Genomic DNA, 24,820 nt, shown 5'->3' on the forward strand with positions numbered 1-24,820 from the left:
TCTGCAACTTGAAAAACGTAGATGCCGGTCACATTTTCAGAAAAAGATTCCCCTAAAAAGAACAAAACTACTAGTCAAGAGTGATATTTAGAAGTAAGAAAATAAAATTGTGATACAAAACAGCAATCACCGTCACTCTAAAAAGATAAAATCGATTCTAGGAACCTACTCATACAACAGCACTAAAGCATCACAGAAAGCCCAGAAATATTATGAACACCTTCATTGCCATCGACTTTGAAACTGCCAACGAACAACGTAAATCAGCATGCTCCATCGGTATGGTCAAATTTACGACCAACGGAGAAGTCATCGACACCTACTACACCCTCATCAACCCTCACCCCGAAGTACGATACTTCAACCCTATTAACAGCTGGGTTCACGGAATCACCGAAAAAGACATTGAAGACGCACCAGAATGGTCAGATATCGCAAAAGAAGTTGCTCAGTTCATTGGAGAGTATCCTATCGTTGCACACAACATGGCCTTCGACGGATATGTACTCTCTGACCTCAATCGTCTATACCAACAAAAACCAATCGAGAACCGACGATTCTGCACCCTACGCCTAGCCCGCAAAATTCTTGCATCCGAGATAGAACGTAAAAGCCTCGATAACGTCTACTACTATTATTTCCCCAACGAAGAATTCACACACCACCAAGCTATTTCAGATGCTATGGCCTGCGCCAAAATATTTGTTCGCATGCAGGAAGACTACCCATATGAACAAATCCAAGAGCTCTGCCCTCCAACACAAAATAATAGAAGCGGAAGTCTACAACGACCAGGCCTCTATGCAGAACAGCTCTCAGCTCAAGAACTCATCGAAAGATATGGACAAACCCCCTGTTTAGAAGGAGAACGCATTGCTATAACAGGAACACTCAAACACGGCCAACGTAGTGCAGTGCAAGAACTTATCACCGTTCTCGGAGCAACAGCAGAAAAAAGCCTCACGAAGAAAACAACATTACTCATCGTCGGAATACCCAGCCCCCAGCACGAAAAAGCAAACTCCAATGCATCACGAAAACTACTTAAAGCCACTGCCCTCAAAGAAGCAGGCTCACCAATACAAGTTCTCAGCGAAGAAGAATTCTTCAACAGGATTACACCATAGACCTTAAAAATTTATAAAAACCATAGTAGATTAAGGGACAAGCACAAAGAAGGGGTAGCCCACGATGAACCAAAACAAACACAACCCGTGGCAAAAGACATCTGTAGCTATCGCATTTCTACTTTTTGGTCTTGCCCTATACGTCGGAAACTTCAACGCAAAATACTACATCATCTACCAAAACTACTACCTCGGCATCTTTCTGATTATCCTTGGAATCATCACAGCACTACAAGCGGTACAAGCATTCCAAAGAAAAAGAACAAAGAAAACGACGAACACCATCATCAGTCGTATCAGCCGACTCTCCCCCAGTAAAATCATCTGGCCATTCGTCTGTTTCCTCATCGGCATAACGCTCTTCTCACAAGACGTCGATATGACCTTTGCTAAAATCCCACAGAATACCTTTACCGGAGCAGTTTTCATTGCGCTACCGTTTATTGCGATGATTCCAACTGTTTTCTTCTATATCCTCGATGTCGTTTACCAGAACACCAAGAAAAAATCATAGCCCCATACATCAGTGAGGCCCTCCCCTAGAAAACTAGAGGAGGGCCTCACTGCATATCAAGAACCTAACGAGTTACCTCAATAACCGCCATATTCTTCTTACCACGGCGAATCAGCGCGTACCGACCAAACAACAAATCATCAAGAGAAATCGCGGCGTCTTCGCCTTGAACCTTCACGTTATTAATCGAAGCGCCACCCTCTTTAAGGGTACGCCGCGCAGCAGATTTAGACTCAGATAAGCCACTCTCACATAAAACGTTAACCATATCTAGACCATCAACGTTCACACAGGCACGAGGAAGCTCAGCAGTAGCAGCAACAAGAGTATCCTCATCTAAATCAGAGAAAGAGCCCTTCCCAAAAAGAGCCTCAGACGCAGCAATAACTTTCTGAGTTGCTTCAACACCATGAACTAACGACGTCACATCAAATGCCAGAGTCTTCTGCGCCAAACGCTTATGAGGTTCCTGCTCAACAGCAACACCCAGTTGTTCAATCTCCTCACGAGTCTTAAACGTAAAGACTTTCAAACGATCCAAAACATCAGCGTCAGCAGTATTCAACCAGAACTGGTAGAACGCATATGGAGAGCACATCTGAGCGTCTAGCCAAATCGCGTTACCCTCAGACTTACCAAACTTTGTACCATCAGAATTCGTAATCAACGGAGTACCAATAGCATGCACGCTCTTGCCCTCCGTCTTACGAATCAGCTCCGTACCAGAAGTCAAATTGCCCCACTGATCAGAACCACCAGTTTGCAAAGTGCACCCATAACGACGGTTTAGCTCAAGGAAGTCATTGCCCTGAAGCACCTGATACGAGAACTCCGTATAAGAAATACCCTCATCAGAGTTCAAACGTTTGGCAACGATCTCTTTCTTCACCATCGTGCCGACACGGAAGTTCTTACCAATCTCACGCAAAAAATCAATAGCAGAAAGCTCAGAAGTCCACTCAAGATTATTGACCATCTGAGCAGCATTCTCGCCCTCAAAATCTAAGAAACGCTCAATTTGAGTGCGAAGCTTACTCACCCATTCAGAGACAACATCACGAGAGTTCAAAACACGCTCAGAAGTCTGGCGAGGATCACCAATGAGCCCCGTTGCGCCGCCGACCAAGCCCAATGGTTTATGTCCAGCAAGCTGCAGACGACGCATCAACAACAGTTGAACCAAATGGCCCAGGTGCAAAGATGCAGCAGTTGGATCATAACCCGTATAAAAAGTAAGAGTCTGTTCTGAAAGGGCCTTCTCTAACGCTTGCTCATCAGTGCTCACATGTACTAAACCACGCCATTTAAGCTCCTGCCAGATATTCTCAAAAGAATCATCATTACGTTGCTGTTCTAACACGCTCACAGACATACTTACTCCTTCTTACGGTTCTCTCAACAAACCCATTATCCAAAAACTCAAGATACCGTCTCTAGTGTATCGACACAACACTCCAAAACATGCTCAAACTATCACAAGCACACTCAACGGTACATGACATCTACTCTAAACCAGCAGGGAACTCTTCAGCACCGACCATATACAAACGCTGAGTTGGACGAGTCATCGCAACATACAAATCACCAATAGCGCCCTGCGAAGCCCGAATAATAGCTTGTGGCTCCACCACAATCACCACATCGAACTCCAAACCTTTAGACTCCCACGGTGTCAGAACCAGAATCTGACGTTCTACAACTGTCATAGACGTACCAAAACGCTCACGATGATGCTCTGCCACAGCCTGAACCACCTGAGCATAATGTTCGTCCGTAACAATCACGCCGATTAGACCGCCACCGTTATTAACCTCATCGGTCACACAATCCACTATTGTCTGGTACAAAGAATCAGAAGAAACACGATGCAAAATAGGAGCCCACTGCCCCTGACGAACTGCACGAGGAGCATCTACCTGACGCCCAGCAGCTTGAGCAACAGCAACAGCAGCTTGAGCAATCTGCGCAGGAGTACGATAGTTCACCGTTAACGTCTCCAACGTCATACGATCCCCCACAAAAGGTTCTAACGCCTGTTCCCATGAAGAAGCGCTCTCCGCAGAAGAAGCCTGAGCAATATCCCCAACAATTGTCATAGACTTCATGGGACAACGGCGGAACAATACTCGCCACTGCATTGGAGTCAGTTCCTGAGCCTCATCCACCACAATGTGTCCATACGCCCATGTACGATCAGCATACGCAGCCTGAGCAGCGCTCATACGTTCAGGAGCCACAGCATAAGAATCAGCCAATTGTTCAGCAGTAATAACACCCTCAACACCATAATCGGTAAGCTGAGCATGAACATTTTCAAGAGTCTTCTTCGCATTCTCAAGATTAGAAAGATACTCTAAACGTGCACGAGCAGCAGCCGAAGCACCAACAACTTTCTCAAAATCTCCCAGAAGCTCAGCAGCTTCATCTAAAAGAGGCACATCAGCTTCAGTTAAAGGAGCATCCCATCTCCGTGCCAATAGTTGACGTTCATCAGCAGTAAATTCAGATAATGCAGAATCACGATAATGAGGTTTAGCAAAAAGCGAGCGCACCAAAGTCTCAGCAGATAGAGGCATCCATGCAAGGTTCAAGGCTTTACGCACGTCCATAGAAGAACGAACGTCTTCTTCCAGGTAAGGACGTTCAAGGCTCTGCCCAGAAGAAGAATCAAGTTGTTCTTGAAGCTGTTGAGTCAGCTCACGTATCAAAATTTTGACGAAGGTTTCACGAGCCTCATTATGAGGTTTCCCCGTAGAACGGGCACGGTCACGTGCTGCACGAACCATACGAGGAGTGAGCTTTAGCTGATTTGAACCGACAGTTAAAAATTCCGTTTTATCAAGGGTTTTCTGACGGTCGCGTACGGCACGTTTGATAGCTTCAACCATACGTAAGTCGCCTTTGAGCTGATGAATTTTAGAGTCCTTTTCGGCAACAGCACGCACTCCAGGAAATAGCGTTGCCAAAGAGGACATCACTACGCCGGTCTCGCCGAGGGAAGGAAGCACACGGTCGATGTACCACATGAAAGAAGCGCTTGGACCAATAACGAGTACACCAGCGTTGTTGAGGCGTTCGCGGAAGGTGTACAGCAAATATGCGGCACGATGCAAGGCGACTGCTGTTTTACCGGTACCGGGGCCACCTTGAACGACTCGCACCCCCGATAAATCTGCACGAATGATGCGGTCTTGTTCTGATTGGATGGTCGCAACAATATCACCCATGCGTCCAGTGCGTTTGCGGTTCAAAGCTGCCAATAGTGCACCTTCACCGTGCAGAGTGCTCTCATCATCAAGGAGGGAGGAGTCAAGGATATCGTCCTCAATGGCGGTTACTTCACGGTGTTCAAGGGTGAGGTGTCGGCGGCGACGTACCCCGTTCCTGTCGAAAGCGGTAGCTTGATAGAAGGTGCCGGCTTCTGGGGCACGCCAGTCGGTGAGAAGTCTCTGGTAATCTTCAGAAACAATGCCGATACGGCCAATGTAGTGGGTTTTATCGTCGTCAAAGTCTAGACGGCCGAATACTAAACGGTGATCTACTGCGTTGAGCTGGGCAAGACGGTCTTCGTAGTGCATGGCGTAGGCGTCTCGTTCTGAACGGTTCTGATGGTTACCGGCTTCTTGGTTGCGGTGTACATCGGAGATTTTTTGTTCTGTTTCGGCACGCATATGGTCTAAACGTTGATACAGCTTTTTGACGTAGGCACGTTCGAGATTTAGTGCTTGCATATAGGTTTCGTCGTTCCTCTGTTGAGCCGTAGACGTTGAAGGTGCGTTGAGGTTCTCGGTCATGCGTATTCTTTCTTTCGTTCAGAGGTGGCAAAGCATCTTTAAATTGAGGATGCTCGACGATTTGTGGTGCCGTTGCGGTGTTTAAACCGTTTTGTTGAGCTACTACTCTAGTGGAAATAGAATGGAGGAATAAGTTGTGTGTCGCTGTTTTACACAACTTATTCCCCCGTTAGTGGTTTTGGTGAGTCATCTATTATTCAGTCACGGTGCTGAGTGCTTCGATGGTGTAATTTCCGATGGCTTCGCGTCCACCGAGCCCGTCAAGTTCAAGAAGGACGCCGATACCAGCAACTTTGAGTTGGGCTTGTTCCATTAAGAATGCGGCAGCGGCGAGAGTGCCGCCTGTTGCGAGGAGGTCGTCGACGATGAGTACGCGTGTTCCTGCGGGGATATCGTCTCGGTGGATTTCAATGGCTGCGGAACCGTATTCGAGTTCGTATTCTTTGGTGAAGGTATCTCGAGGTAGTTTTCCGGCTTTGCGTACGGTCATCACTCCGGTGCCTGCAGCGTAGGCGATGGCGGATGCCATGAGGAATCCGCGGGCTTCAACACCTGCCACGATGTCGAAGGTTCCTTTAAAACGATGAACGAGTTCGTCAATGGAACGTTTAAACACCTCTGGATGAGCAAAAAGTGTTGTGACGTCGTAGAAGAGGATACCTTCTTTAGGGTAGTCCGGTATTTGTGCGCATGCGGCGGGAATTAACTCGTCGATGGGCATATCGGCAGATACATTCTGATGCATGAGTGATGTAAACCTTACGTGCCGTACGGTAACGGCGTTTATAACAGTAGAAAGTCCGTAGGAGATTATACGCCAAAAATCTTAGTGATACTGTGTAGTTTTTAAAATACCTTTGCAAAGGATGACAGCATACATATTTTTAGGTAATCTTCCACGGCTCTACGAGATGTTTTCGCGTCGCAAAGGTTCGGTGCGAAGCGAGTACCTCGAGAAGTTTTTCACGTTGCTCTGCAACAGCCTCTGGTGATGTTCCACCTTGAGTTTTTCGGGAGTTGAGGGAACCTTCTAATGTGAGTATTTCACGTACACCAGCATGTAGGTGAGCGGAGATGTTCAGGTAGTCGTCTTCGCTAAGTTCCCATAACTCGCATTGGTTCTTTTCACAGCGTTGAACTACTTCTCCGGTTATTTCGTGTGCTTCTCGGAAGGGCACTCCTTCACGTACAAGCCATTCAGCGATGTCGGTAGCTAGGGCAAAACCTTGGGGTGCAAGCTCACTCATACGTTTAGTGTTAAAGCTCAACGTGGTAACCATGCCGGCAATAGCAGGTAAGAGAAGATGGAGCTGATCGATGGCGTCGAAGAGAGGTTCTTTATCTTCTTGTAAATCTCGGTTGTAGGCAAGTGGTAAAGCTTTGAGGGTGGCGAGGAGTCCGGTGAGATCGCCAATGATACGACCTGTTTTGCCACGAGCAAGCTCGGCGATATCTGGGTTTTTCTTCTGGGGCATAATCGATGAGCCGGTAGAGAAGGAGTCGTCAAGGGTCACGAAGGAAAATTCTTGAGTTGACCAAAGAATGATTTCTTCACAGAGGCGGGATAGGTCGATGGCAATCATCGATGTAATCCAGAGGAACTCTGCATAGACGTCACGTGAAGCTGTTGCGTCAAGAGAGTTATAGCTTGCAGAGCTGAACCCTAATTCTTGTGCAATAGATTCTGGGTCGAGTTCTAGAGAGGACCCTGCGAGCGCACCTGATCCGTAGGGTGAGATGGCAGCTCTGCGGTCCCAGTCTTGGAGGCGTTCGAGGTTTCGGCTGAGTGCCCAAGCGTGGGCGTAGAGGTGGTGGGATAGGAGGATAGGTTGTGCATGTTGTAGGTGGGTTCGTCCGGGCATGGGGACGTAGGGGTGTTGTTCTCCTTGGTGGAGTAGTGCGTCGATAACGTTCAGGAGGTGGGCGGAGAGTGAGGTTGCACTATCACGTAGGTACATTTTGCCGAGGGTTGCGATTTGGTCGTTGCGGGAGCGCCCGGCACGGAGCTTTCCGCCGAGTTGTTCTCCTGCCCGTTCGAGGAGTCCTTGCTCGAGAGAGCCATGAACGTCTTCGTGGTCTTCTGCTGGGGTGTAGGTTCCGTGACGGACGTCTTGTTCTAGTGTGTCTAGGGCGGTGAGCATCTGTTCTAGTTCGGCGTCGTTGAGTAGGTGTGCTCGGTGCAGGACGCGGGCGTGTGCTCGGGAGCCAGCGATGTCGTAGGGTGCTAGTCGCCAATCAAAATGAGTTGATTTGGAGAGTGCTGCTAGGGCTTCTGCTGGTCCTGAGGTGAACCGTCCGCCCCAGAGTGAACCGGAGTTGGTGCCGTGTTTTTGGTCTGAAGACATGGTTTGAGCCTTGATAGAGGGTGGTCGTGTATGTGGTTTAGGGGTTGAGGCGCTGGTCGCGTGCGGAGGCAACTTTTGAGGAGAGTCCGAAGATTTCGATGAATCCGCGTGCGTGTGCTTGGTTGAAGGAGTCACCTTCATCGTAGGTGGCGAGGTTGAAGTCGTAGAGGGAGCTTGTGGAGCGTCGTCCGGTGACGACTGCTCGTCCGGCGTGTAGGTCCATGCGGATCTCTCCGTTGACCATTTGTTGGGTGTCTTGGATGAAAGCGTCGAGAGATTTTTTTAGGGGTGAGAACCATTGTCCGTCGTAGACGAGTTCACTCCAGCGTTGGCCAACAATTTTTTTGAAGCGTGCTTGTTCACGTTCAATGGTGACGTTTTCGAGTTCTCGGTGGGCTGCGATGAGTGCCATGGCCCCGGGCGCTTCGTAGATTTCTCGGGATTTGATGCCGACGAGGCGGTCTTCGACGATGTCGATTCTTCCAATGCCTTGTGCGCCAGCTCGGCGGTTCATTTCGGTGATGGCTTCTAGCGGTGTGACAGGTTTGTTGTCGATAGCGACGGGGATTCCTTGTTCGAAGGTGATGGTGAGGGTGTCTGGTGCTGGTGAGAAGGTGGGGTCGTCGGTGTAGTCGTAGACGTCTTTGGTCGGCGCATTCCAGATGTCTTCGAGGAATCCTGTTTCTACGGCTCGTCCCCAAACGTTTTGGTCGATGGAGAAGGGATTTTTCTTGGTGGTGACAATGGGTAGGTTGTTGTGTTCTGCGTAGTTGATTGCTTTTTCTCGGGTCAGCGCTAGGTCTCGTACTGGTGCTATACAGGTGAGTTCTGGTCCGAGGGTTTGAATGCCTACTTCGAAGCGGACTTGGTCATTGCCTTTTCCGGTGCATCCGTGAGCGACGGTGGTTGCATTGAATTTTTGGGCGGCTTGTACGAGGTGTTTGACGATGACGGGGCGCGATAGTGCGGAGACGAGCGGGTATGCGTCCATGTAGAGGGCGTTTGCTGCTAGTGCTGGCATGCAGTAGTCTGTGGCGAATTCTTCGCGTGCGTCTGCGATGTAGGCTTCGATGGCTCCGCAGTCTAGTGCTCGTTGGCGGATGGTTTCGAGGTCTTCTCCGCCTTGTCCTACGTCTACTGCTACGGCGATGACTTCTGCTCCGGTGGCTTCTGCAATCCAACCGATGGCTACGGATGTGTCTAGTCCGCCGGAGTATGCGAGGACGACGCGCTCTTTCATGGAGGTATTCCTTTTGTCTTGTTGATAGTGGGGTGGGTTTGTTCGTTATCAACAAGTATGAATAATTATCTATAAATATGCAAACCTATGGATAATATTTCTCAAAAAGTCACATAATACGCTATTGACTCAAGTCACGCTTGAGAATTTTTCCAGTCGCACCCAAGGGTAACGTATCAACAACCCGATAATGACGAGGGCGCTTATAGTCCGCAAGCTGCTGAACACACAAGTGTTCAACCTCCAAACAAAGAGCTTCCTCTTGCGATGGAGAACACTGCTGACGAGGAAGAACAAAAGCATAAATCTCCTCCCCCACACGCATATCTTTTCGCCCCACAACAGCCACCATACGCACCTGAGGATGCGTCGCAATAACATCCTCAATCTCTCGCGGATATACAGAATATCCATGACGCAAAATCATGTCTTTGAGCCGATCAACAATAAAAATATTTCCCTGCTCATCAATTGTTGCAATATCCCCCGTTGCCAACCATCCATCAGATAATGATTGAGAAGTTGCCTCAGGATTATTCCAGTACTCCAACATTACATTAGGCCCGTTAACCCACAACTGCCCTGGCGCACCAGCAGGAAGCACTTCTCCGTTACTGTCACGCACCTGCACACGAATACCCGTTAAAGCAGTCCCCACAGAGCCAACAACAGGAGGGCGAGAAGGCTGATTAAAGGAAACAACCGGAGAAGCCTCAGACAAACCGTAGCCTTCAAGAATGTGACAGCCAACCAACTTATAGAAGTCCTCATGAATTGAGGCCAACAAAGGAGACCCACCAGAAATTCCGTAACGAATCTTACCCATGAGCACTGAAGATTTTTGTCCCTCTAAAGAGGCCGACATTGCAGCATACATCGACGGGACAGCAGCAATAATGCTGACATCAGCTTCAACGCATAATTCAATAGCCGCCTCAGGAGTAAAGCGTGGCAATAAGGCAACCGAAGCACCCGCAGCGAAGACCGCGTTCATCGACACAGTTTGCCCGAAGGAATGAAAAAGCGGCAGCCCCCCAAAAAAGACGTCTTCTGGGGTGTAGTCAAAAAATTCTGCCACCGTCATCGCATTGGATAAAAGATTTTGATGAGTCAGAACAGCACCTTTGGGTTGCCCTGTTGTACCAGAAGTATAGAGAATAACAGCAGGATCTTGAGCATGAACACTAACCGGTTCAATAGCAAATTCTTCTAAAGCCTCCATATCCAAGGGAGTTGCAAAAGTTTCAGCACCTACAATGCGCTGTTGGACCCCCTCAAAAGAGATATCCTCCATCATCACACGCGACCCCTCCCATGCAATGAATAGCTGCGCACCAGAGTCTTCTAGGTGATACCGCACTTCACGTTCGGAAAGCAGCGGGTTCAACGGAACGCAAATTGCCCCCAATGAAACGATTGCATAGTAATACACCGGCATCGCCACGATATTAGGCAGGGAAAGAGCCACCGGTGTTTGATACCCCACTCCAAGTTCTCGTAGCTCTAGTTGAGCTTGAGACACCATTACTTGTAATTGTCGGTAGCTCAGAACAGTATCTTGGTAGAACAATGCATCACGCTCGAGGTGAGCACAAGAGAGGAGAAGGCTAGCTACATTACAAGGGGTTTCGTTGAAGGTTGTCACAATGCGTTCTATTCATTCAGGGGTTGCATACGTTCTCATATTAGCGCACGCCAGCACCTTGTTAGAGCAGCGACAGCGTCCTCTTCTCTGCGAAGATTGCGTAAGGTTTCATCGTGTCAAGGTTTTCTTTATTCCCCACAACAAATCTGTTATTATGAGTTACTCACAATAACACAGGAGATTTTCATGACAGACCTAACCCCCGCAGAAATTGACCTACTGAACAGAGTCTTTGACCTTGCACGAGAAGGAAACACCGAAGAGCTAGAACCACTACTCAACCAAGGTATCCCAGCCAATCTCACCAACGCCCAAGGCGACACCTTACTTATTCTTGCAAGCTACCACCAACAACTCGACGTCGTAGAACTACTCCTCACACACCAAGCAGACGTCAACCGCCTCAACGACAGAGGGCAAACCGCATTATTGTGTGCCGTCTTCAAAAATAGCCAAGATATCGCACAACGACTTCTCAACGCTGGCGCAGACCTCACCATCGGAGTGCAGCATCCCCTCGAAGTGGCTCAGTTCTTCCAGCTAAAAGAAATGCAACAACTCATCGAAGAACACCAGAAACAAGGCTAAGCTGCCCACTCCAAAAACTTCTGAGCCATCTGCTCTCCACCAAGCGGGTCACGAGTAATAACCATCACCGTATCGTCCCCCGCAATCGTCCCAAGAATAGGCTCAATACTCGCTTGGTCAATAGCAGAAGCCATAAATTGCGCAGCCCCAGGAGGAGTCCGAAGAATCACCAAATTTGCCGAGGCTTCAGCAGTGATGAGAAGTTCCCTAAACAAAGAAATCATGCGCGCATCAACACCTTCAGCCGATGAACGACGAACAGGATGATGCGGAACAGCATAAATCAATCCGGACTTCTCATCACGCACACGCTCAGCACCGATCTCAACAAGATCACGTGACAAGGTCGCTTGCGTTACTTTGACACCATCGTCGACGAGTAATTGCGCTAACTCAGCTTGGGAACGAACATGATGTTTTTGCAGTAAATCAACAATTCGAGCTTGACGAGCCGTTTTCGTCGAGGGGATAGACATTCTATTCATTCTCTTTCTCAGCAAAGCAACCTGCTAGTTAGCCTAGTCCCCCAACATCTGAACAATAAGAAAACTAGACTTGCTGTACATCTTCTACAGCACACACCGATTATATGAGTATTTTTGCGATATTTATACACTTATAGGAAAAATACACGGATAAACCCCATAAATTGAGCGAAAACTACTCAAAGATAACCACCAAATAAGCATAAAAATACTCTTTAACGGATACCATCAAACAATAAAAGAAGCCCTTCACGATGGTCAAACACCATCACAAAAGGCTTCCTTATCATGAAGTCACAAAGCTCTCACAACAAGACTAATACTCGTCATCTTCCACGATAGAACGACGACGATTAATCTTCACCGACGCAAAAATACCACCAGCAAAAATTACAAAAGCGCCGATAATATATGCCCAACCACTAAGCCGCTCCGAAAACACTACCTCAGCAGTAATAGGCTTCAACGTACCCTTAGCACCAGTACGAATCACCTCAATCGAGTTACCTTCTGTCGTAGCCAATAAAGCGTCTACTTCCTGAGGAAAATCAGCTCGAACACGACCAGCCTCAGAGCCACGGAACTCAATCATCTCACCAGCATGAACAGTTACGGGATCCCCCAGCTCAGAAATAAACAACTTATTATCAAGCTGCTGATCCACCGGCAACTTACCGGTATAAATCGCAACATTATCTTTAGTCTTTAAATCAGGAGTCAAATCCTTATAGGCCCCAGTCAAAACCCACGTGCGGTCTTCATAACCAGCATGCGAAGACGCCGCAGACAACGAACGAGCCCCTTGAATGCCCAAAAATACCGAAGAAATAATCGCAATGATAATAATTCCGACGGTCAGCCAACGGCTACGGTGGTCAACAACCTCATCATCATAATCTTCAGCCTTATCAAAGCCGAAGAACGAATCGTTGTCGGGTTCTTCAGTCACGATAGTATCTCCCGATGTTTTAGATAATTTTTCTTTCACTGAGGATAAGACACCATTGTACGTGTACTTCATAAAAAGCCCCGTTAGATAACAACTAGAGTCCCCCGATTTCCTCAGAGATTTCGGATTCTTCCATTCTCCACGACGAACCTCACAAACTCCTGAAAAAATGGTGCTGATGCCAGCACAAGCCAACATCAGCACCATCAAGAACTACCGTCTATAGACGAAGAACACGCTACTCACTACACACGAGGAACAGCACCAAAACGTTCCACCGCCACAGCCACAGCAGCCTCACGAGAAGCACTAGCTTCTTCAGCTGTCAAGGTACGGTCAGAAGCCCTAAAACGCAGAGCAAACGCCACAGACTTCTTACCTTCTGGAATGCCCTCACCGCGATAATCGTCAAAGATTCGTAAATCTTCTAGCAGCTCACCCGCACCCTCAGAAAGTGCAAGAGCCACATCAGCAGCAGGAACATCCGCATCGATTAACAACGCCACATCTTGAGTAGCTGCTGGGTAACCAAAAATACTATAAGCCTCAACAACCTCAGCTTTATCCTCAAGTAACGCAGAGAAGTTAATCTCAAAAGCGCAGGTACGTTCAGGAAGATCATGATCTTTGAGCAGCTGCGGGTGCAACTCTCCAGCGTAACCAATCACAGCACCAGAAGAATCAGAGAACACAGCAGTACGACCGGGGTGGAAAGCCTGATGAGTGCCTTGAGCCATCTTAAACTCGGCACCGGCAACATCAGCAATCAAACCCACAGCATCTATCGCATCACGCCAATCATAAGCACGAGCAGAAGCACCAGGCATCTGTTCATGTTCATAACCGCTGAAAATACCAGAAATATACCGTGGTTGATGAGGAATACCCGCATTCAAATCAGCAATAACCTCGTCAGAAGGACGCTGCCCCAAACCGGGGATGCTCTCAGAACCATGCTGTGTTGAAGGAACAAAAATATGGCCTGTCTCGTAAAGAGCAAGATTACGGAACCCACGAGAAAGGTTACGTTTGAGAACCTCTACCAACCCTGGAAGCAAAGAACGACGCAAAAGCCCTTGAGCCTCTGAAATAGGGTTAGCAAGTTGAATAGACGCGACGTCCTCACCAGCAACAGGCTGCGCCCACAAATTATTTGCTTGAGAAGAAACAAATGGATACGCATAGACCTCCGTCAAACCACTCGATGCAAGCGCATCAAGAACACGACGACGAGTCATCTGTTCAACAGTGTATCCACGACCAGGAGGGGCAACCGGAACAGTTGAAGGAATCTTGTCATACCCGATAAGACGAGCAACTTCTTCTGTGAGGTCCTCTTTATCCGTTAGGTCAGGTCGCCAGGTAGGAGGAATCACCTCATAAGTGTCACGACCAGCCGTGACCTGAGCGCCAATAGACTCTAGAGTGCCAACAATCTCATCCTGAGTGTATGCAACACCAATACGGGATGGAGTGTAATCCATCGGAAGAGAAATCGCTTGAGGTTTTTCTGTACGGTTCACGTCGCTAGACTCTGAAACGATAGTTGCCCCAGCAAGCTCCACCAATAGTTCAACAGCACGCTGAGCGGCAGCTGCCTGTAACGCAGAATCTACACCACGTTCAAAACGTTTAGAAGCATCTGAAGAAAGCTTATGACGGCGTGAAGAACGAGCAATAGAAACCTCGTCAAAACGTGCAGACTCAATCAGAATCTCAGTAGTTTCAGTCGTCACCTCAGTACTTGCTCCCCCCATCACACCGGCAAGAGCAATAGCACCAGAATCATCACAAATGACAAGATCTTCAGGGTATAAAGTACGTTCTTTCTCATCAAGAGTACGAAGGGTTTCACCTTCGTGGGCGCGACGTACAGACAACGATCCAGAAAGTTTCTGTGCATCATAAAAATGGAGTGGCTGCCCTGTCTCTAACATGACATAGTTCGAGATGTCTACAGGAAGAGATACCGAACGGATTCCTGCTAAACGTAAACGAGAAGCTAGCCATGGTGGGGTGGGAGTGTCTGCCAAAACACCCGTTACTTTACGCGTCACGAAACGGGTACATCCAAGTTTTCCGTGGATAGGTGCATCATCGTTCAGAGAAACTGCTGCTTCTGCTTGGTGTGTTGCTGGTGCACGTTCTGCTAGTTCTACGACAAAGTCGTTGAAGGGTTCTCCAACAGCATGGCAGTATTCGCGTGCGATACCTCGGATAGAGAAAGCATATCCGCGGTCCGGGGTGACGTTAACTTCTGCTGCTTCATCGTATAGGCCCAGCAGTTCCATTGCGTCAGTACCAATTTCGGGGTCTAGACCCAAATCAGATAAGACGATGATTCCGCCGGTGTCTTCTCCTAAGCCCAGTTCACGAGCGGATGCAAGCATACCAGCTGATTTGTGACCGTATGTTTTACGTGCGGTAATAGCAAAACCGCCAGGTAGTACAGCGCCGGGGAGCGTCACGACTACTTTATCGCCTACGCTAAAATTATGGGCGCCACAGATAATTCCTTGAATACCAGATTCTTCAATCCCTTTACCGGTGAGGGTTTGTGTCTGTCCCTCAGGGACAACACGCACCTGACACCAGTTCACGGTTTTGCCGTTAGAGTGAGTTTCTGGTTCTTGAGAGAGAACTTGTCCGACAACAATCGGCCCTGAAATTTCGTCCGTAGGGCGGTGAACGTCTTCTTCTTCTAAGCCAACTTTCACCAAGGTTTCCATAACGTCTTCGGAACGTGCGTCTTCAGGGACTGGTGCGTATTCACGCAACCATGAAAGAGGTATCCGCATCTTTTAAATCTCCATTCCAAACTGCTGTGAAAAGCGAATGTCGCCTTCGATAATGTCGCGCATATCTTCTACTCCGTTGCGGAACATCAAAGTTCTTTCAATACCCATACCAAAAGCAAATCCGGAGTATTCTTCTGGGTCAATACCTGCTGCTCGGAGCACCTGCGGGTTAACCATGCCACAACCGCCCCATTCAATCCAACGAGGACCGCCCTTAGCACCAGGGTGCCAAAGGTCTAGTTCGGCAGAAGGCTCTGTGAAGGGGAAGTAATTGGGGCGTAAACGAATTTTTGCGTCGTCACCAAACATTTCTCGAGCCATGTGTTCGAGAGTACCTTTAAGGTCTGCCATGGTGAGCCCTTTATCTACGGCAAGACCTTCAATCTGGTGGAATACTGGTGTATGAGTTGCGTCGAGTTCGTCAGTACGATACACCTGACCGGGGCAGACAACATATACCGGGAGCTCACGAGTGAGCAAGGAACGCATCTGCACTGGTGAAGTGTGAGTGCGTAGCATCAAATGCGCCTGTACAGGTTCGACGAAAAATGTATCTTGTAGTTCTCGAGCGGGGTGATCTGGCGGGAAGTTCAAGGAGTCGAAGTTGTACCATTCTGATTCAACTTCAGGCCCGTCAGCAACTTCCCATCCCATAGCCACAAAAATATCGGTGAGACGATCTTGCAAAATGTTAATAGGGTGACGTCCGCCTAGTGCACGACGTGCAGAAACAGCAGTAACATCTACAGCTTCCTCAACGAGAATGCGGGCCGCATGTTCTTGTTCAAGCTCAGCATTACGCGCTTCAATGGCTTGAGTCAGACGTCCACGCGCCTGCCCCATGAGTTTGCCAATCTCAGCTTTGTGCTCTTTAGAGAGGTGACGCATCTGCTTATTCGCAAGAGTGAAACTTCCCTTATCACCAAGGAACGCTAAACGTGTTTGTTTTAGCTCGTCAAAAGTACTTGAAGATTCTTCAACGGCAGCTAATGCGCGTGAAAGTTCTTGGGAAAAAGCATCCTTCACTCGCTCTAATCCCTGCACAGAATCTGCTTCAAGAACTTCTTGAAGGTTCGCCAGAATATGGTAAGACTCTGGCAGATTGGTGCTTTCAGATAATGAATCAGTCATTAATAACTCATCTCGTTGCATAGTGTACAGCGCGGTATGCGCCTTCTATTCTCGTCTTCATCCTAGTTTAGTGTACCTTCAGCGTTCTCTGTACACGGTTCACTCAGGTAAGAGCTTGTTGTCATCTTAATCAGTTGTTGAACAATTGGGTAATCTGCCGGTATCCAGTCAATAGATAATAGATCGTGGTTGATATCGACCCATTGTATTTGTTGGTGTCCTTCAATCATGTGGACTTCTCCTGACGAGATGGTACAGAACCATACACGCATAGCAGCATGCTCCGATAGCGCCCAACCTTGTCGGTGAGGTCCTGTAATTTCTTGGCCAAGAGTGACGTGTATCGAAAGTTCTTCGTCGAGTTCACGGGCTAAGGCTTGTTCACAACTCTCATCTGCCTCAACTTTTCCGCCAGGAAACTCCCATAAACCAGCAAGTTCTTTGGGAGCATGACGTTGCCCAATCAGAAGTCGAGTAGGTTTCTCAAGAGAATCTACGATAGCCCCACCAACAACTTGGAGAGGAAAAATCTGGGTCATTTTTTCGTTCCGTGTTGCGCTCGAGCTGAAGCATAGAGACACAGTGCAGCTGCCACACTAACGTTGAGAGACTCTGCAGAACCATGAACCGGAACTGCAACGCGCTCATCAGCTAGAGTTTTCTCATCGGTGCTTAGCCCTTGAGCCTCATTACCAAAAAGCCATGCTGTCGGTTGTGACAGATCGTATGAGCTTTCGTCGTGAGGAACTGCCCATCGTTTAGCTGCCGCAATATCCGATAATTCGTCAAGGTCCAGCGCACCATAACCATCTGCAGCAAGAATACCCATACCGTAACGACGTGCAGTATCAAGAAACTCTGTGAGCGCAAGGTTACTTATCACAGGAAGGTGAAAAAGTGACCCAGCAGTAGAACGTACCGTCTTGGGGTTATAAATATCTACGGTGTCAGTGGTGGTCACGATTAAATCTGCGCCGGCGGCATCTGCGGCACGAATGATGGTGCCGGCGTTACCGGGATCTTGCAAGCGTGCAAGTACAGCCACCAATTGCGGTATCTTTCCTTCAGCGAAGAAGATACGTGATAGGTCAGGTTCTTGAATGAACGCTACCGCAATCATGCCTTGTGGGGTGACGGCGTCTGACATGGCTTCAAGTACTTCTTCAGTCACCATACGCATGAAGACTTTACGTCCTTGTTCTGGTGTTGGCGTGCCATGTACTTTTTCGAGTAGTTCAGCAATATCACGGTGACGGTCGAAGGCACGTTCTGTGATGTATACGGCGTCAAGAAGTGGGGTATGAAGATGTGAGGTGAGGGCTTCACGCACGGCTTGTGGGCCTTCTACGAGAAATTGTTTTTTCTTATTGCGCCCACGACGTGTTGCTAGTGTTGCAATATCTTTAACACGGTCAGCCTGAGGGTTTTCCATGACAACGGGGGTACTTAAACGTTTTTTAAAATCCACGGTCTCCACTCTACCGGATATATATTTTTCTGTATCTTTTACCATGTAAAAGCCCAGAATACGATTGTGCCGTTCTCTACATGTAGTAGAGAACGGCACAATCGTATTCTTTTAAGAATTATTCACCTTTAGGTGCAGAAGTGTCCTCAGGCAAGTTGTTCTTAGCAATCTCTACAAGTGCAGAGAAAGCTGCCGGTTCGTTGACTGCTAGTTCAGCCAACATACGACGATCAACTTCAACCTCAGCAGCTTTCAAGCCCTGAATGAAACGGTTGTAGGTGAGGCCTTCAGCACGAGCTGCAGCGTTGATACGCTGAATCCATAGGCGGCGGAAGTCACCCTTCTTTTTACGACGGTGGTCGTAGCTGTAAACCAATGAATGGATGACTTGTTCTTTTGCCTTACGGTAAAGGCGTGAACGCTGTCCGCGGTAACCGGATGCGCGTTCAAGAATTACTCGGCGCTTCTTATGCGCGTTAATCGCGCGTTTCACACGTGCCACGTGTGTCTCCTTCGTCTTATTGTCCTTGCTAGCTGATGCCAGTCAAGGAGCGAGTCTAAAAAGTTATTGCCCGTTGAGGCACAAGTTTCTCAAAGATGAGAGGGCTTATTTACCCAACATCTTTTTGATGACCTTAGCCTGACCGCCGGTAACAATCTGGTCAGAAGCCAGACGGCGGGTGAGGCGAGAGGACTTGTGCTCGAGGTAGTGGCGACGGTTGGCCTGCTGGCGCTTAACCTTGCCGGTACCGGTGAGCTTGAAGCGCTTTTTAGCACCAGAGTGGGTCTTCTGCTTCGGCATAGCTGCCGTTCTCCTTACGTTCTGCTTTTGGAGGGTATCCAAAAGAACTCTTGAGCGAATTTCTTCGCATGTACAAGGTAGGTTCATGTTTTCTACGGAAACTGAGAAAACATGACAATCGGAAAGACACCTGCAACGTTCAAATAACACTGCTAGATGGCTATCCGCGCCGTTTCTACTTTGTTATTCTATTCCGCTTCAGCTTGCGCCTGTGCCTTGAGCTCTGCTGGCATTGCATCTGCCAAAGAGTTCTTCACAGGAGTAGCCTGAGTAGTGTCGACACGTTCGCGACCCTTGCGTCCGCCTGAGCGTTGTTGTGCTTCTTTACGTGCTTCAGCTTTACCACGAAGCGGAGAAAGAACCATTACCATGTTACGACCGTCAATTCGGGGGGTTGACTCTACAGAACCAACCTCGACCAAATCGTCTGCCATGCGCTCTAGCAACCGCACACCCATCTCGGGGCGCTGCTGTTCACGACCACGGAATTGAATCATCGCTTTGACTTTGTCACCACCAGATAGGAAACGACGCGCGTGTCCCACTTTAGTTTCATAGTCATGAGTATCAATTTTGAGACGGAAACGGATTTCCTTCAAAGAAGCGTTAACTTGCTTCTTTCGGGATTCACGTGCTTTAACTGCGGCTTCGTACTTGTACTTGCCGAAGTCCATGAGCTTACATACAGGCGGTTTCGCTGATGGTGCAACCTCTACGAGGTCCAAATCAGATTCTTGTGCAAGACGCAAAGCATCTTCAACACGAACAATGCCTACCTGCTCGCCGCCTGGCCCAACGAGGCGGACCTCTGGGACACGAATACGTTCATTAATGCGTGGATCGCTAATGAGTAGCTCCTGTTAGCTCAGTGGGTTTCCCCGTGAATAATAATCAGTACATAGAAGATGTAAAAAACACCTTCGATGCACAGCAAACGAAGGTGTACTTCTCAAGTATTCACTCTTATGAACACTTGGAATAACCCGTCAACCTAATCACATGGATGAATGTGGCTGAAGCAGGTGGGAGTAGCCTCCGCTTGCAAACTGTGTACAGTCTATCGGCTTTACGCATGCATTTCAACGCAAAACACAAAGATGCTCACAAGATAGGTCACATTACAGGACCAGTGAACTTCTCCCCTGGTCCTTGTCCCGGTGCATCAGGAATCATCGAGGCTTCACGAAAAGCCAACTGCAAAGTTCGCAAACCGTCACGCAACGGAGCTGCATGCTGAGAACCAATTTCGGGAGCCGCCGCCGTCACCAACCCAGCAAGAGCCGTAATCAGCTTACGAGCCTCGTCCAAGTCCTTAAGGTCTTGAGCGTCCTCGCCCTCAGCTAAACCACATTTCACAGCAGCCGCACTCATCAAATGCACCGCAGCCGTTGTCATAATCTCTACAGCAGGCACCTCCGCAATATCACGCACCTGCTCCTGAACTTTTTTCTGCTCCTCATCGAACGAATACCGCTCAGACATATATCCTCATCTCTACCGAAAAAACGATGAACTCTTTATGACGAATACGCCATGGATAAAACTAACTGCACAGAGTCTACCTGCTGCCCGACCAACTCATCCGACGCCAAACGCCGTTGAAACTCTTCCAACACAATATTTAGCTCTGATTGAGTCAGGCCAGGAACCAGCTCCACCATCATCTTCAGCTCTGGCCCAGTACCGCCACCAGAAAGGTGTTGCCCCTCAGCCGTCTGAGAGGCAACACCGTCACCAGCTACAGCACGGACACGGACAATACCGCTACCCTCTGGAATCAACGCATTCAGCGCTTCTTCTACGCGCGCATCAGCATATGAGGGAATCCAAGGCTCACCCTTAGCCAATGCCCATAATGCAGGACGGCGCACCACAAATGTTATCGGCTCACCCGGATCAACAACCAATAACTGCTGTCCATCTTCTACCGCAGAAAGAGCAGTCTTTCTCATCGAAGCCGCAACAGGACGCGCATCAGGATGCCATCGTTGCAAAGCTTTCACATCGGTAAAGACGGGAAGAGCTTTTCTCCCATCGGGCGCTTGGATACTTACTAACGCCATATCTGCTTCTTTATCGGCAACGAGACCTTCATCAGTAACAACCGAATGAGATACCTCAGCAACCACGGGAACAAACACTCGACATTGGCTTAGAGCACGAACAACATCTTCTTCCCGACAAGAACCAGAAACGAACTTCTCAAAAACCTCAGCAATAACAGCATCACGCGCACCATCATCCTCAGAAAATTGATGACGGTGACTCGTTCCTTCACCTAAATTTCGCCCCTTCCAAGGCTGCCCACCCGTATCAGTTTCGCCCCCAGCACTATTGAGCTGAGCTTGAATATGAGCGGGCAAAGAACGCGACGCAGAAGCTCCCACAGAGTGACTATTACTCATTATTTTTCGGCGTTTTCTTCCGAGTAACCAGCAACCTCAAGAGCCTGCTCTAAAGTAAACTTTCCAGCGTAAAGAGCCTTACCCATAATTGCACCCTCAACACCATAGGGAACTAATTCCCGTAATGCGCGAATATCTTCAAGAGTAGAGATACCGCCAGATGCGACAACCGGCTTATCGGTTCGTTGAGCGACCTCTTTAAGAAGCTCAAGATTAGGCCCACTCAAGGTGCCGTCCTTTGTCACGTCTGTTAACACATAGCGAGCGCAACCGTCAGCTTCTAAGCGTTCTAGTACGTCCCACAGGTTACCGCCGTCTTTAGTCCAGCCGCGAGCAGCTAAAGTTGTTCCACGCACGTCGAGCCCCACAGCAATTTTCTCACCGTGTTCTGCGATAACTTTTCGAGTCCATTGAGGATTTTCGAGAGCTGCAGTACCCAGATTAATGCGAGCAGGGTTCAAAGACAGTGCGCGCTCTAGAGACTCATCATCACGAATACCGCCCGACATTTCAATATTAATATCGAGGTGTTTAGCAACAGAGGTGAGCACCTCAAGGTTATGTCCACGACCAAATGCTGCGTCTAAATCAACAAGGTGGAGCCACTGTGCGCCGGCATCCTGCCATGCAAGAGCTGCCTCAACAGGATCACCATACCCAGTTTCTGAGCCGGCTTCGCCCTGCACCAAGCGTACTGCTTGCCCATTTGCAACGTCCACGGCGGGAAGAAGTTCTAAAAGATTTGTCATCGTATATTCCTTAAAAGTAAAAGTTTAGTTGTAGGCAAAGAGGACGTATCCCCCATAGCCGATGAACAGTAAAGCCACACACAGCATCGCGACCTGAACAACAAGAGGAACTTTTTGCTGTCGTAGAGAAATTGTGCCACCAAGACAAAAAGCTCCCACTAACATCAACAAGCTTCCAGAGAGAAAAGGGCTCATTGCTCCTTCCCTTCTGAGGAGTTAAGGCGCCCCGTGCGAGGCAAAGAATTAATCCAGTTCCGTAAGAGGCGAATACCGGCGTGAGAAGACTTTTCTGGATGAAATTGTGTTGCACTCAGCGGACCATTTTCGACAGCTGCAACAAAGGGCACGCCGTGAGTAGACCACGTCACCTGTGGGGGCAACATCGCTTCATTATTCTGGTCAAAAGACCATTCTTGTACAGCATAGGAATGCACAAAGTAGAAGCGTTCGTTTTCGATTCCGTCAAAGAGCACTGACCCTTCGGGGGCAGAGACAGTATTCCACCCCATATGTGGAATAACTTCAGCACGTAGTTTTTCAACCGTACCTGGCCACTCTCCCATACCTTGAGAAAGCACCCCGTGTTCGTTACCTTGTTCAAAGAAAATCTGCAATCCGACGCAAATGCCTAGTACAGGGCGTCCACCAGCAATACGCCGGCCAATTAGACGAGGAGCATCATTTTTTTTCAGACTCGTCATTACCGCGTCGAAGGCTCCGACTCCTGGCACAACCAAACCGTCTGCGCCAAGCACATCGGATTCTTGGCGAGAAAGAATTACGTCAGCTCCGGCTTGCTCTAAAGCACGCACAGCAGAACGAACGTTGCCAGCACCATAATCTAAAACGACGACAACGGGTTTGTCCTGAGAGGATTGAACGCTTACGCCCATGGTTAGAGCGCCCCCTTCGTGGAAGGAATACCAGAATGACGAGGGTCAGGTTCAACCGCTTGACGCAACGCACGTGCAAGTGCTTTGAACTGTGCCTCTGCAATATGGTGGGGGTCTCGCCCTCCTAGCACCGTCATATGCAAGCAGATTCCTGCGTGGTAAGCGATAGCTTCAAGAACGTGGCGAACCATCGAACCGGTGAAGTGCCCTCCGATGAGGTGAAATTCGTAGCCTGCTGGCTCTCCCGTGTGCACAAGATAGGGGCGTCCTGAAATATCAACAACACATTGTGCTAATGCTTCGTCCAAAGGAACTGTTGCTTGCCCAAAACGACGGATACCAGCTTTATCACCAAGAGCCTCGCGTAAGACTTCGCCGATGACGATGCCGGTATCTTCTACCGTATGGTGCACGTCGATATGGGTATCGCCACTGCATTTGATCGTCATGTCAATCAGGGAATGTTTCGCAAGAGCTGTGAGCATATGGTCGTAAAAAGGCACGCTAGTGTCGATGTCAGAACGTCCTTCGCCGTCTAAGTTTATTTCAACGAAGACAGAGGACTCGCTCGTTGTGCGTTCTAGTCTGGCGGTGCGGGGGCCAATTCCTGTAGTGCTTGCTGGCATTGGTTACCTATATATTCTTGGTTTATATGATGTACACGTCAGGTATCTATCGCTACTAGGTGACAGATACCTTAGTTTTAGTGATAGTTCAGGAGAAATGTTCTACTACCAGAATCATCTCACGATGATGTTAGCAAGATGCGGGTAGTTCTCCAGAATGTTCCAAATACTTCTTAAGACTTTCAAGGAAAGCTGTTGTTTCTGATGCTGTTCCGGCAGTCACTCGCAGATGTCCTGCGATGCCGTTATCACGGACTAAGATGCCGTCGTCAAGGAGCCATTGCCAAGCTTCTTTTTCGTTACGTAGTCCAGCAAAAAAGATAAAATTAGAATCTGATACGGCTGGCTGTAGCCCGTATTCTTTGAGAGTTTTTACGATACGGTCACGTTGGTTTCTAATATCTTGCACGTTAGCGAGCAGTCCTTCTCGGTGGCGCAAGGCGGCTATTGCAACAGCCTGAGTGACACTAGAAAGATGGTATGGCAAACGTACAAGTCGTACCGCATCAGCAATTGCGGAATCTGCAGCGAAGTATCCTAGTCGGGCACCGGCAAAGGCAAAAGCTTTACTCATGGTACGGCTTACGACTAGTCGAGGGCGTCCCGGAAGAAGTGTTAGCGCGTGCGCAGAGGTATCTTGAGCGAATTCAGCGTATGCTTCATCCACGATGGTAATGCCATCATGTTCTTGCATCGCATCATAGACAGCTTCGATAACATCTAGCCCAAGCCCTGTTCCCGTGGGGTTGTTAGGAGAACACAAAACCACGATATTTGGTCGATGTTCTTGAATTTGAGCTACGGCAGATTCGAAGCCAAGAGAGAAGTCGGAGCCACGTTGCCCAGCGATGAAGCGAGTATTTGTCCCATCAGCTAAGAGAGGGTACATCGAATAGGTGGGAACAAAGCTCATGACGCTTCGCCCAGGCCCGCCAAACACTTGAAAGAGTTGTTGTAGCACTTCGTTAGAGCCATTAGCAGCCCAGATATTCTCAGGTTTAAGACCGTGCCCTAGATACTGGGCAAGTTCTTCGCGAAGAGTCGTAAACTCTCTATCGGGGTAACGGTTAAGGGTTTGCGCCACTGTCGCAATTTCTGAGCTGATTGCGTCAATCACTTCTTGAGGCATAGGGTGCGTATTTTCGTTGACGTTAAGGGTAATGGGAACGTCAATCATGGGAGCACCATATGGAGAGCGCCCTCGTAAGTCGTCACGAATAGGTAATACTGAAAGGGGGTCTAATGCTTCATTCACTCTTAC

Annotated in this window: 25 protein-coding genes; 3 read left to right on the top strand and 22 right to left on the bottom strand. The window is 48.6% G+C overall.

Features of this window, described 5'->3' with window-relative positions; all coding sequences use genetic code 11:
• The first annotated feature begins 212 nt into the window (after positions 1–212).
• Together ACN08Z_RS03535 and ACN08Z_RS03540 are read left to right on the top strand one after the other, a co-directional pair.
• Entirely contained in the window at positions 213–1,127 is a 915-nt protein-coding gene (locus tag ACN08Z_RS03535) for an exonuclease domain-containing protein (RefSeq protein WP_419103222.1), read from the top strand.
• 64 nt (positions 1,128–1,191) lie between these two features.
• Positions 1,192–1,641, top strand: coding sequence for a hypothetical protein (locus ACN08Z_RS03540; RefSeq protein ID WP_419103223.1), 450 nt, complete (start codon positions 1,192–1,194; stop codon positions 1,639–1,641).
• Positions 1,642–1,705: 64 nt separating this feature from the next.
• Here the strand turns inward: ACN08Z_RS03540 and tyrS are convergent, their stop codons facing one another.
• The 6 genes from tyrS to ACN08Z_RS03570 all read right to left on the bottom strand — a co-directional run bounded on the left by tyrS (position 1,706) and on the right by ACN08Z_RS03570 (position 10,665).
• Positions 1,706–3,013, bottom strand: coding sequence for a tyrosine--tRNA ligase (gene tyrS, locus ACN08Z_RS03545; protein ID WP_419103224.1), 1,308 nt, complete (start codon positions 3,011–3,013; stop codon positions 1,706–1,708).
• 130 nt (positions 3,014–3,143) lie between these two features.
• On the bottom strand, positions 3,144–5,435 hold the full coding sequence (locus ACN08Z_RS03550; RefSeq protein ID WP_419103225.1) for a HelD family protein: 2,292 nt from the start codon (positions 5,433–5,435) through the stop codon (positions 3,144–3,146).
• A gap of 193 nt (positions 5,436–5,628) precedes the next feature.
• Positions 5,629–6,180, bottom strand: a complete 552-nt coding sequence (locus ACN08Z_RS03555; protein ID WP_419102215.1) for an adenine phosphoribosyltransferase — start codon at positions 6,178–6,180, stop codon at positions 5,629–5,631.
• A gap of 139 nt (positions 6,181–6,319) precedes the next feature.
• A complete protein-coding gene (gene argH, locus ACN08Z_RS03560) occupies positions 6,320–7,780 on the bottom strand; it encodes an argininosuccinate lyase (RefSeq protein ID WP_419103226.1) in 1,461 nt (486 codons plus the stop codon).
• A gap of 37 nt (positions 7,781–7,817) precedes the next feature.
• Positions 7,818–9,020, bottom strand: a complete 1,203-nt coding sequence (locus ACN08Z_RS03565; protein WP_419103227.1) for an argininosuccinate synthase — start codon at positions 9,018–9,020, stop codon at positions 7,818–7,820.
• Positions 9,021–9,141: 121 nt separating this feature from the next.
• Entirely contained in the window at positions 9,142–10,665 is a 1,524-nt protein-coding gene (locus ACN08Z_RS03570) for an AMP-binding protein (RefSeq protein ID WP_419103228.1), read from the bottom strand.
• 186 nt (positions 10,666–10,851) lie between these two features.
• Between ACN08Z_RS03570 and ACN08Z_RS03575 the strand changes: the two genes are divergently transcribed.
• The gene (locus ACN08Z_RS03575) at positions 10,852–11,253 is read left to right on the top strand and encodes an ankyrin repeat domain-containing protein (RefSeq protein WP_419103229.1); all 402 of its coding nucleotides are present in this window, start codon (positions 10,852–10,854) and stop codon (positions 11,251–11,253) included.
• Here the strand turns inward: ACN08Z_RS03575 and ACN08Z_RS03580 are convergent.
• From ACN08Z_RS03580 to ACN08Z_RS03655, 16 genes are all read right to left on the bottom strand, one after another.
• Positions 11,250–11,729 (bottom strand): arginine repressor, encoded by a 480-nt coding sequence (locus tag ACN08Z_RS03580; RefSeq protein WP_419103317.1) that lies wholly within the window; start codon positions 11,727–11,729, stop codon positions 11,250–11,252. The two genes, ACN08Z_RS03575 and ACN08Z_RS03580, sit on opposite strands and share 4 nt — an antisense overlap.
• A 325-nt stretch (positions 11,730–12,054) precedes the next feature.
• Positions 12,055–12,687 carry a hypothetical protein gene (locus tag ACN08Z_RS03585; RefSeq protein ID WP_419103230.1) on the bottom strand — a complete coding sequence of 211 codons (633 nt, stop codon included), beginning with the start codon at positions 12,685–12,687 and terminating at the stop codon, positions 12,055–12,057.
• A gap of 245 nt (positions 12,688–12,932) precedes the next feature.
• Positions 12,933–15,485, bottom strand: coding sequence for a phenylalanine--tRNA ligase subunit beta (gene pheT, locus ACN08Z_RS03590; RefSeq protein ID WP_419103231.1), 2,553 nt, complete (start codon positions 15,483–15,485; stop codon positions 12,933–12,935).
• A 3-nt stretch (positions 15,486–15,488) separates the two neighbouring features.
• A complete protein-coding gene (gene pheS, locus ACN08Z_RS03595; protein WP_419103232.1) occupies positions 15,489–16,616 on the bottom strand; it encodes a phenylalanine--tRNA ligase subunit alpha in 1,128 nt (375 codons plus the stop codon).
• A gap of 62 nt (positions 16,617–16,678) precedes the next feature.
• Complete coding sequence (locus ACN08Z_RS03600) at positions 16,679–17,155, bottom strand: (deoxy)nucleoside triphosphate pyrophosphohydrolase (protein ID WP_419103233.1); 477 nt, start codon at positions 17,153–17,155, stop codon at positions 16,679–16,681.
• Positions 17,152–18,048, bottom strand: a complete 897-nt coding sequence (locus ACN08Z_RS03605; RefSeq protein ID WP_419103318.1) for a TrmH family RNA methyltransferase — start codon at positions 18,046–18,048, stop codon at positions 17,152–17,154. Before ACN08Z_RS03605 ends, ACN08Z_RS03600 begins: the two co-directional genes overlap by 4 nt.
• Positions 18,049–18,202: 154 nt before the next feature.
• On the bottom strand, positions 18,203–18,586 hold the full coding sequence (gene rplT / locus ACN08Z_RS03610) for a 50S ribosomal protein L20 (RefSeq protein WP_419102204.1): 384 nt from the start codon (positions 18,584–18,586) through the stop codon (positions 18,203–18,205).
• Between the two features lie 105 nt (positions 18,587–18,691).
• Positions 18,692–18,886: a 50S ribosomal protein L35 gene (gene rpmI / locus ACN08Z_RS03615; RefSeq protein WP_135011425.1), complete on the bottom strand. Its 195-nt coding sequence runs from the start codon at positions 18,884–18,886 to the stop codon at positions 18,692–18,694.
• 188 nt (positions 18,887–19,074) lie between these two features.
• Positions 19,075–19,734 (bottom strand): translation initiation factor IF-3, encoded by a 660-nt coding sequence (gene infC / locus ACN08Z_RS03620; RefSeq protein ID WP_419103319.1) that lies wholly within the window; start codon positions 19,732–19,734, stop codon positions 19,075–19,077.
• A 265-nt stretch (positions 19,735–19,999) separates the two neighbouring features.
• Positions 20,000–20,368, bottom strand: coding sequence for a DUF1844 domain-containing protein (locus tag ACN08Z_RS03625; RefSeq protein ID WP_419103234.1), 369 nt, complete (start codon positions 20,366–20,368; stop codon positions 20,000–20,002).
• Between the two features lie 35 nt (positions 20,369–20,403).
• Entirely contained in the window at positions 20,404–21,291 is an 888-nt protein-coding gene (locus ACN08Z_RS03630) for an SseB family protein (RefSeq protein ID WP_419103235.1), read from the bottom strand.
• On the bottom strand, positions 21,291–22,040 hold the full coding sequence (priA, locus tag ACN08Z_RS03635; protein ID WP_419103236.1) for a bifunctional 1-(5-phosphoribosyl)-5-((5-phosphoribosylamino)methylideneamino)imidazole-4-carboxamide isomerase/phosphoribosylanthranilate isomerase PriA: 750 nt from the start codon (positions 22,038–22,040) through the stop codon (positions 21,291–21,293). The genes ACN08Z_RS03630 and priA overlap by 1 nt, the downstream gene beginning before the upstream one ends.
• A 24-nt stretch (positions 22,041–22,064) precedes the next feature.
• Positions 22,065–22,235 (bottom strand): hypothetical protein, encoded by a 171-nt coding sequence (locus ACN08Z_RS03640; protein WP_419103237.1) that lies wholly within the window; start codon positions 22,233–22,235, stop codon positions 22,065–22,067.
• Complete coding sequence (hisH, locus tag ACN08Z_RS03645) at positions 22,232–22,933, bottom strand: imidazole glycerol phosphate synthase subunit HisH (protein ID WP_419103238.1); 702 nt, start codon at positions 22,931–22,933, stop codon at positions 22,232–22,234. Before hisH ends, ACN08Z_RS03640 begins: the two co-directional genes overlap by 4 nt.
• 2 nt (positions 22,934–22,935) lie before the next feature.
• Entirely contained in the window at positions 22,936–23,559 is a 624-nt protein-coding gene (gene hisB, locus ACN08Z_RS03650) for an imidazoleglycerol-phosphate dehydratase HisB (protein WP_419103239.1), read from the bottom strand.
• A gap of 130 nt (positions 23,560–23,689) precedes the next feature.
• Positions 23,690–24,814 carry a histidinol-phosphate transaminase gene (locus tag ACN08Z_RS03655; protein WP_419103240.1) on the bottom strand — a complete coding sequence of 375 codons (1,125 nt, stop codon included), beginning with the start codon at positions 24,812–24,814 and terminating at the stop codon, positions 23,690–23,692.
• Positions 24,815–24,820 lie beyond the last annotated feature (6 nt).

The organism is Rothia sp. P7181, assembly GCF_048513015.1.
Taxonomy (GTDB): domain Bacteria; phylum Actinomycetota; class Actinomycetes; order Actinomycetales; family Micrococcaceae; genus Rothia.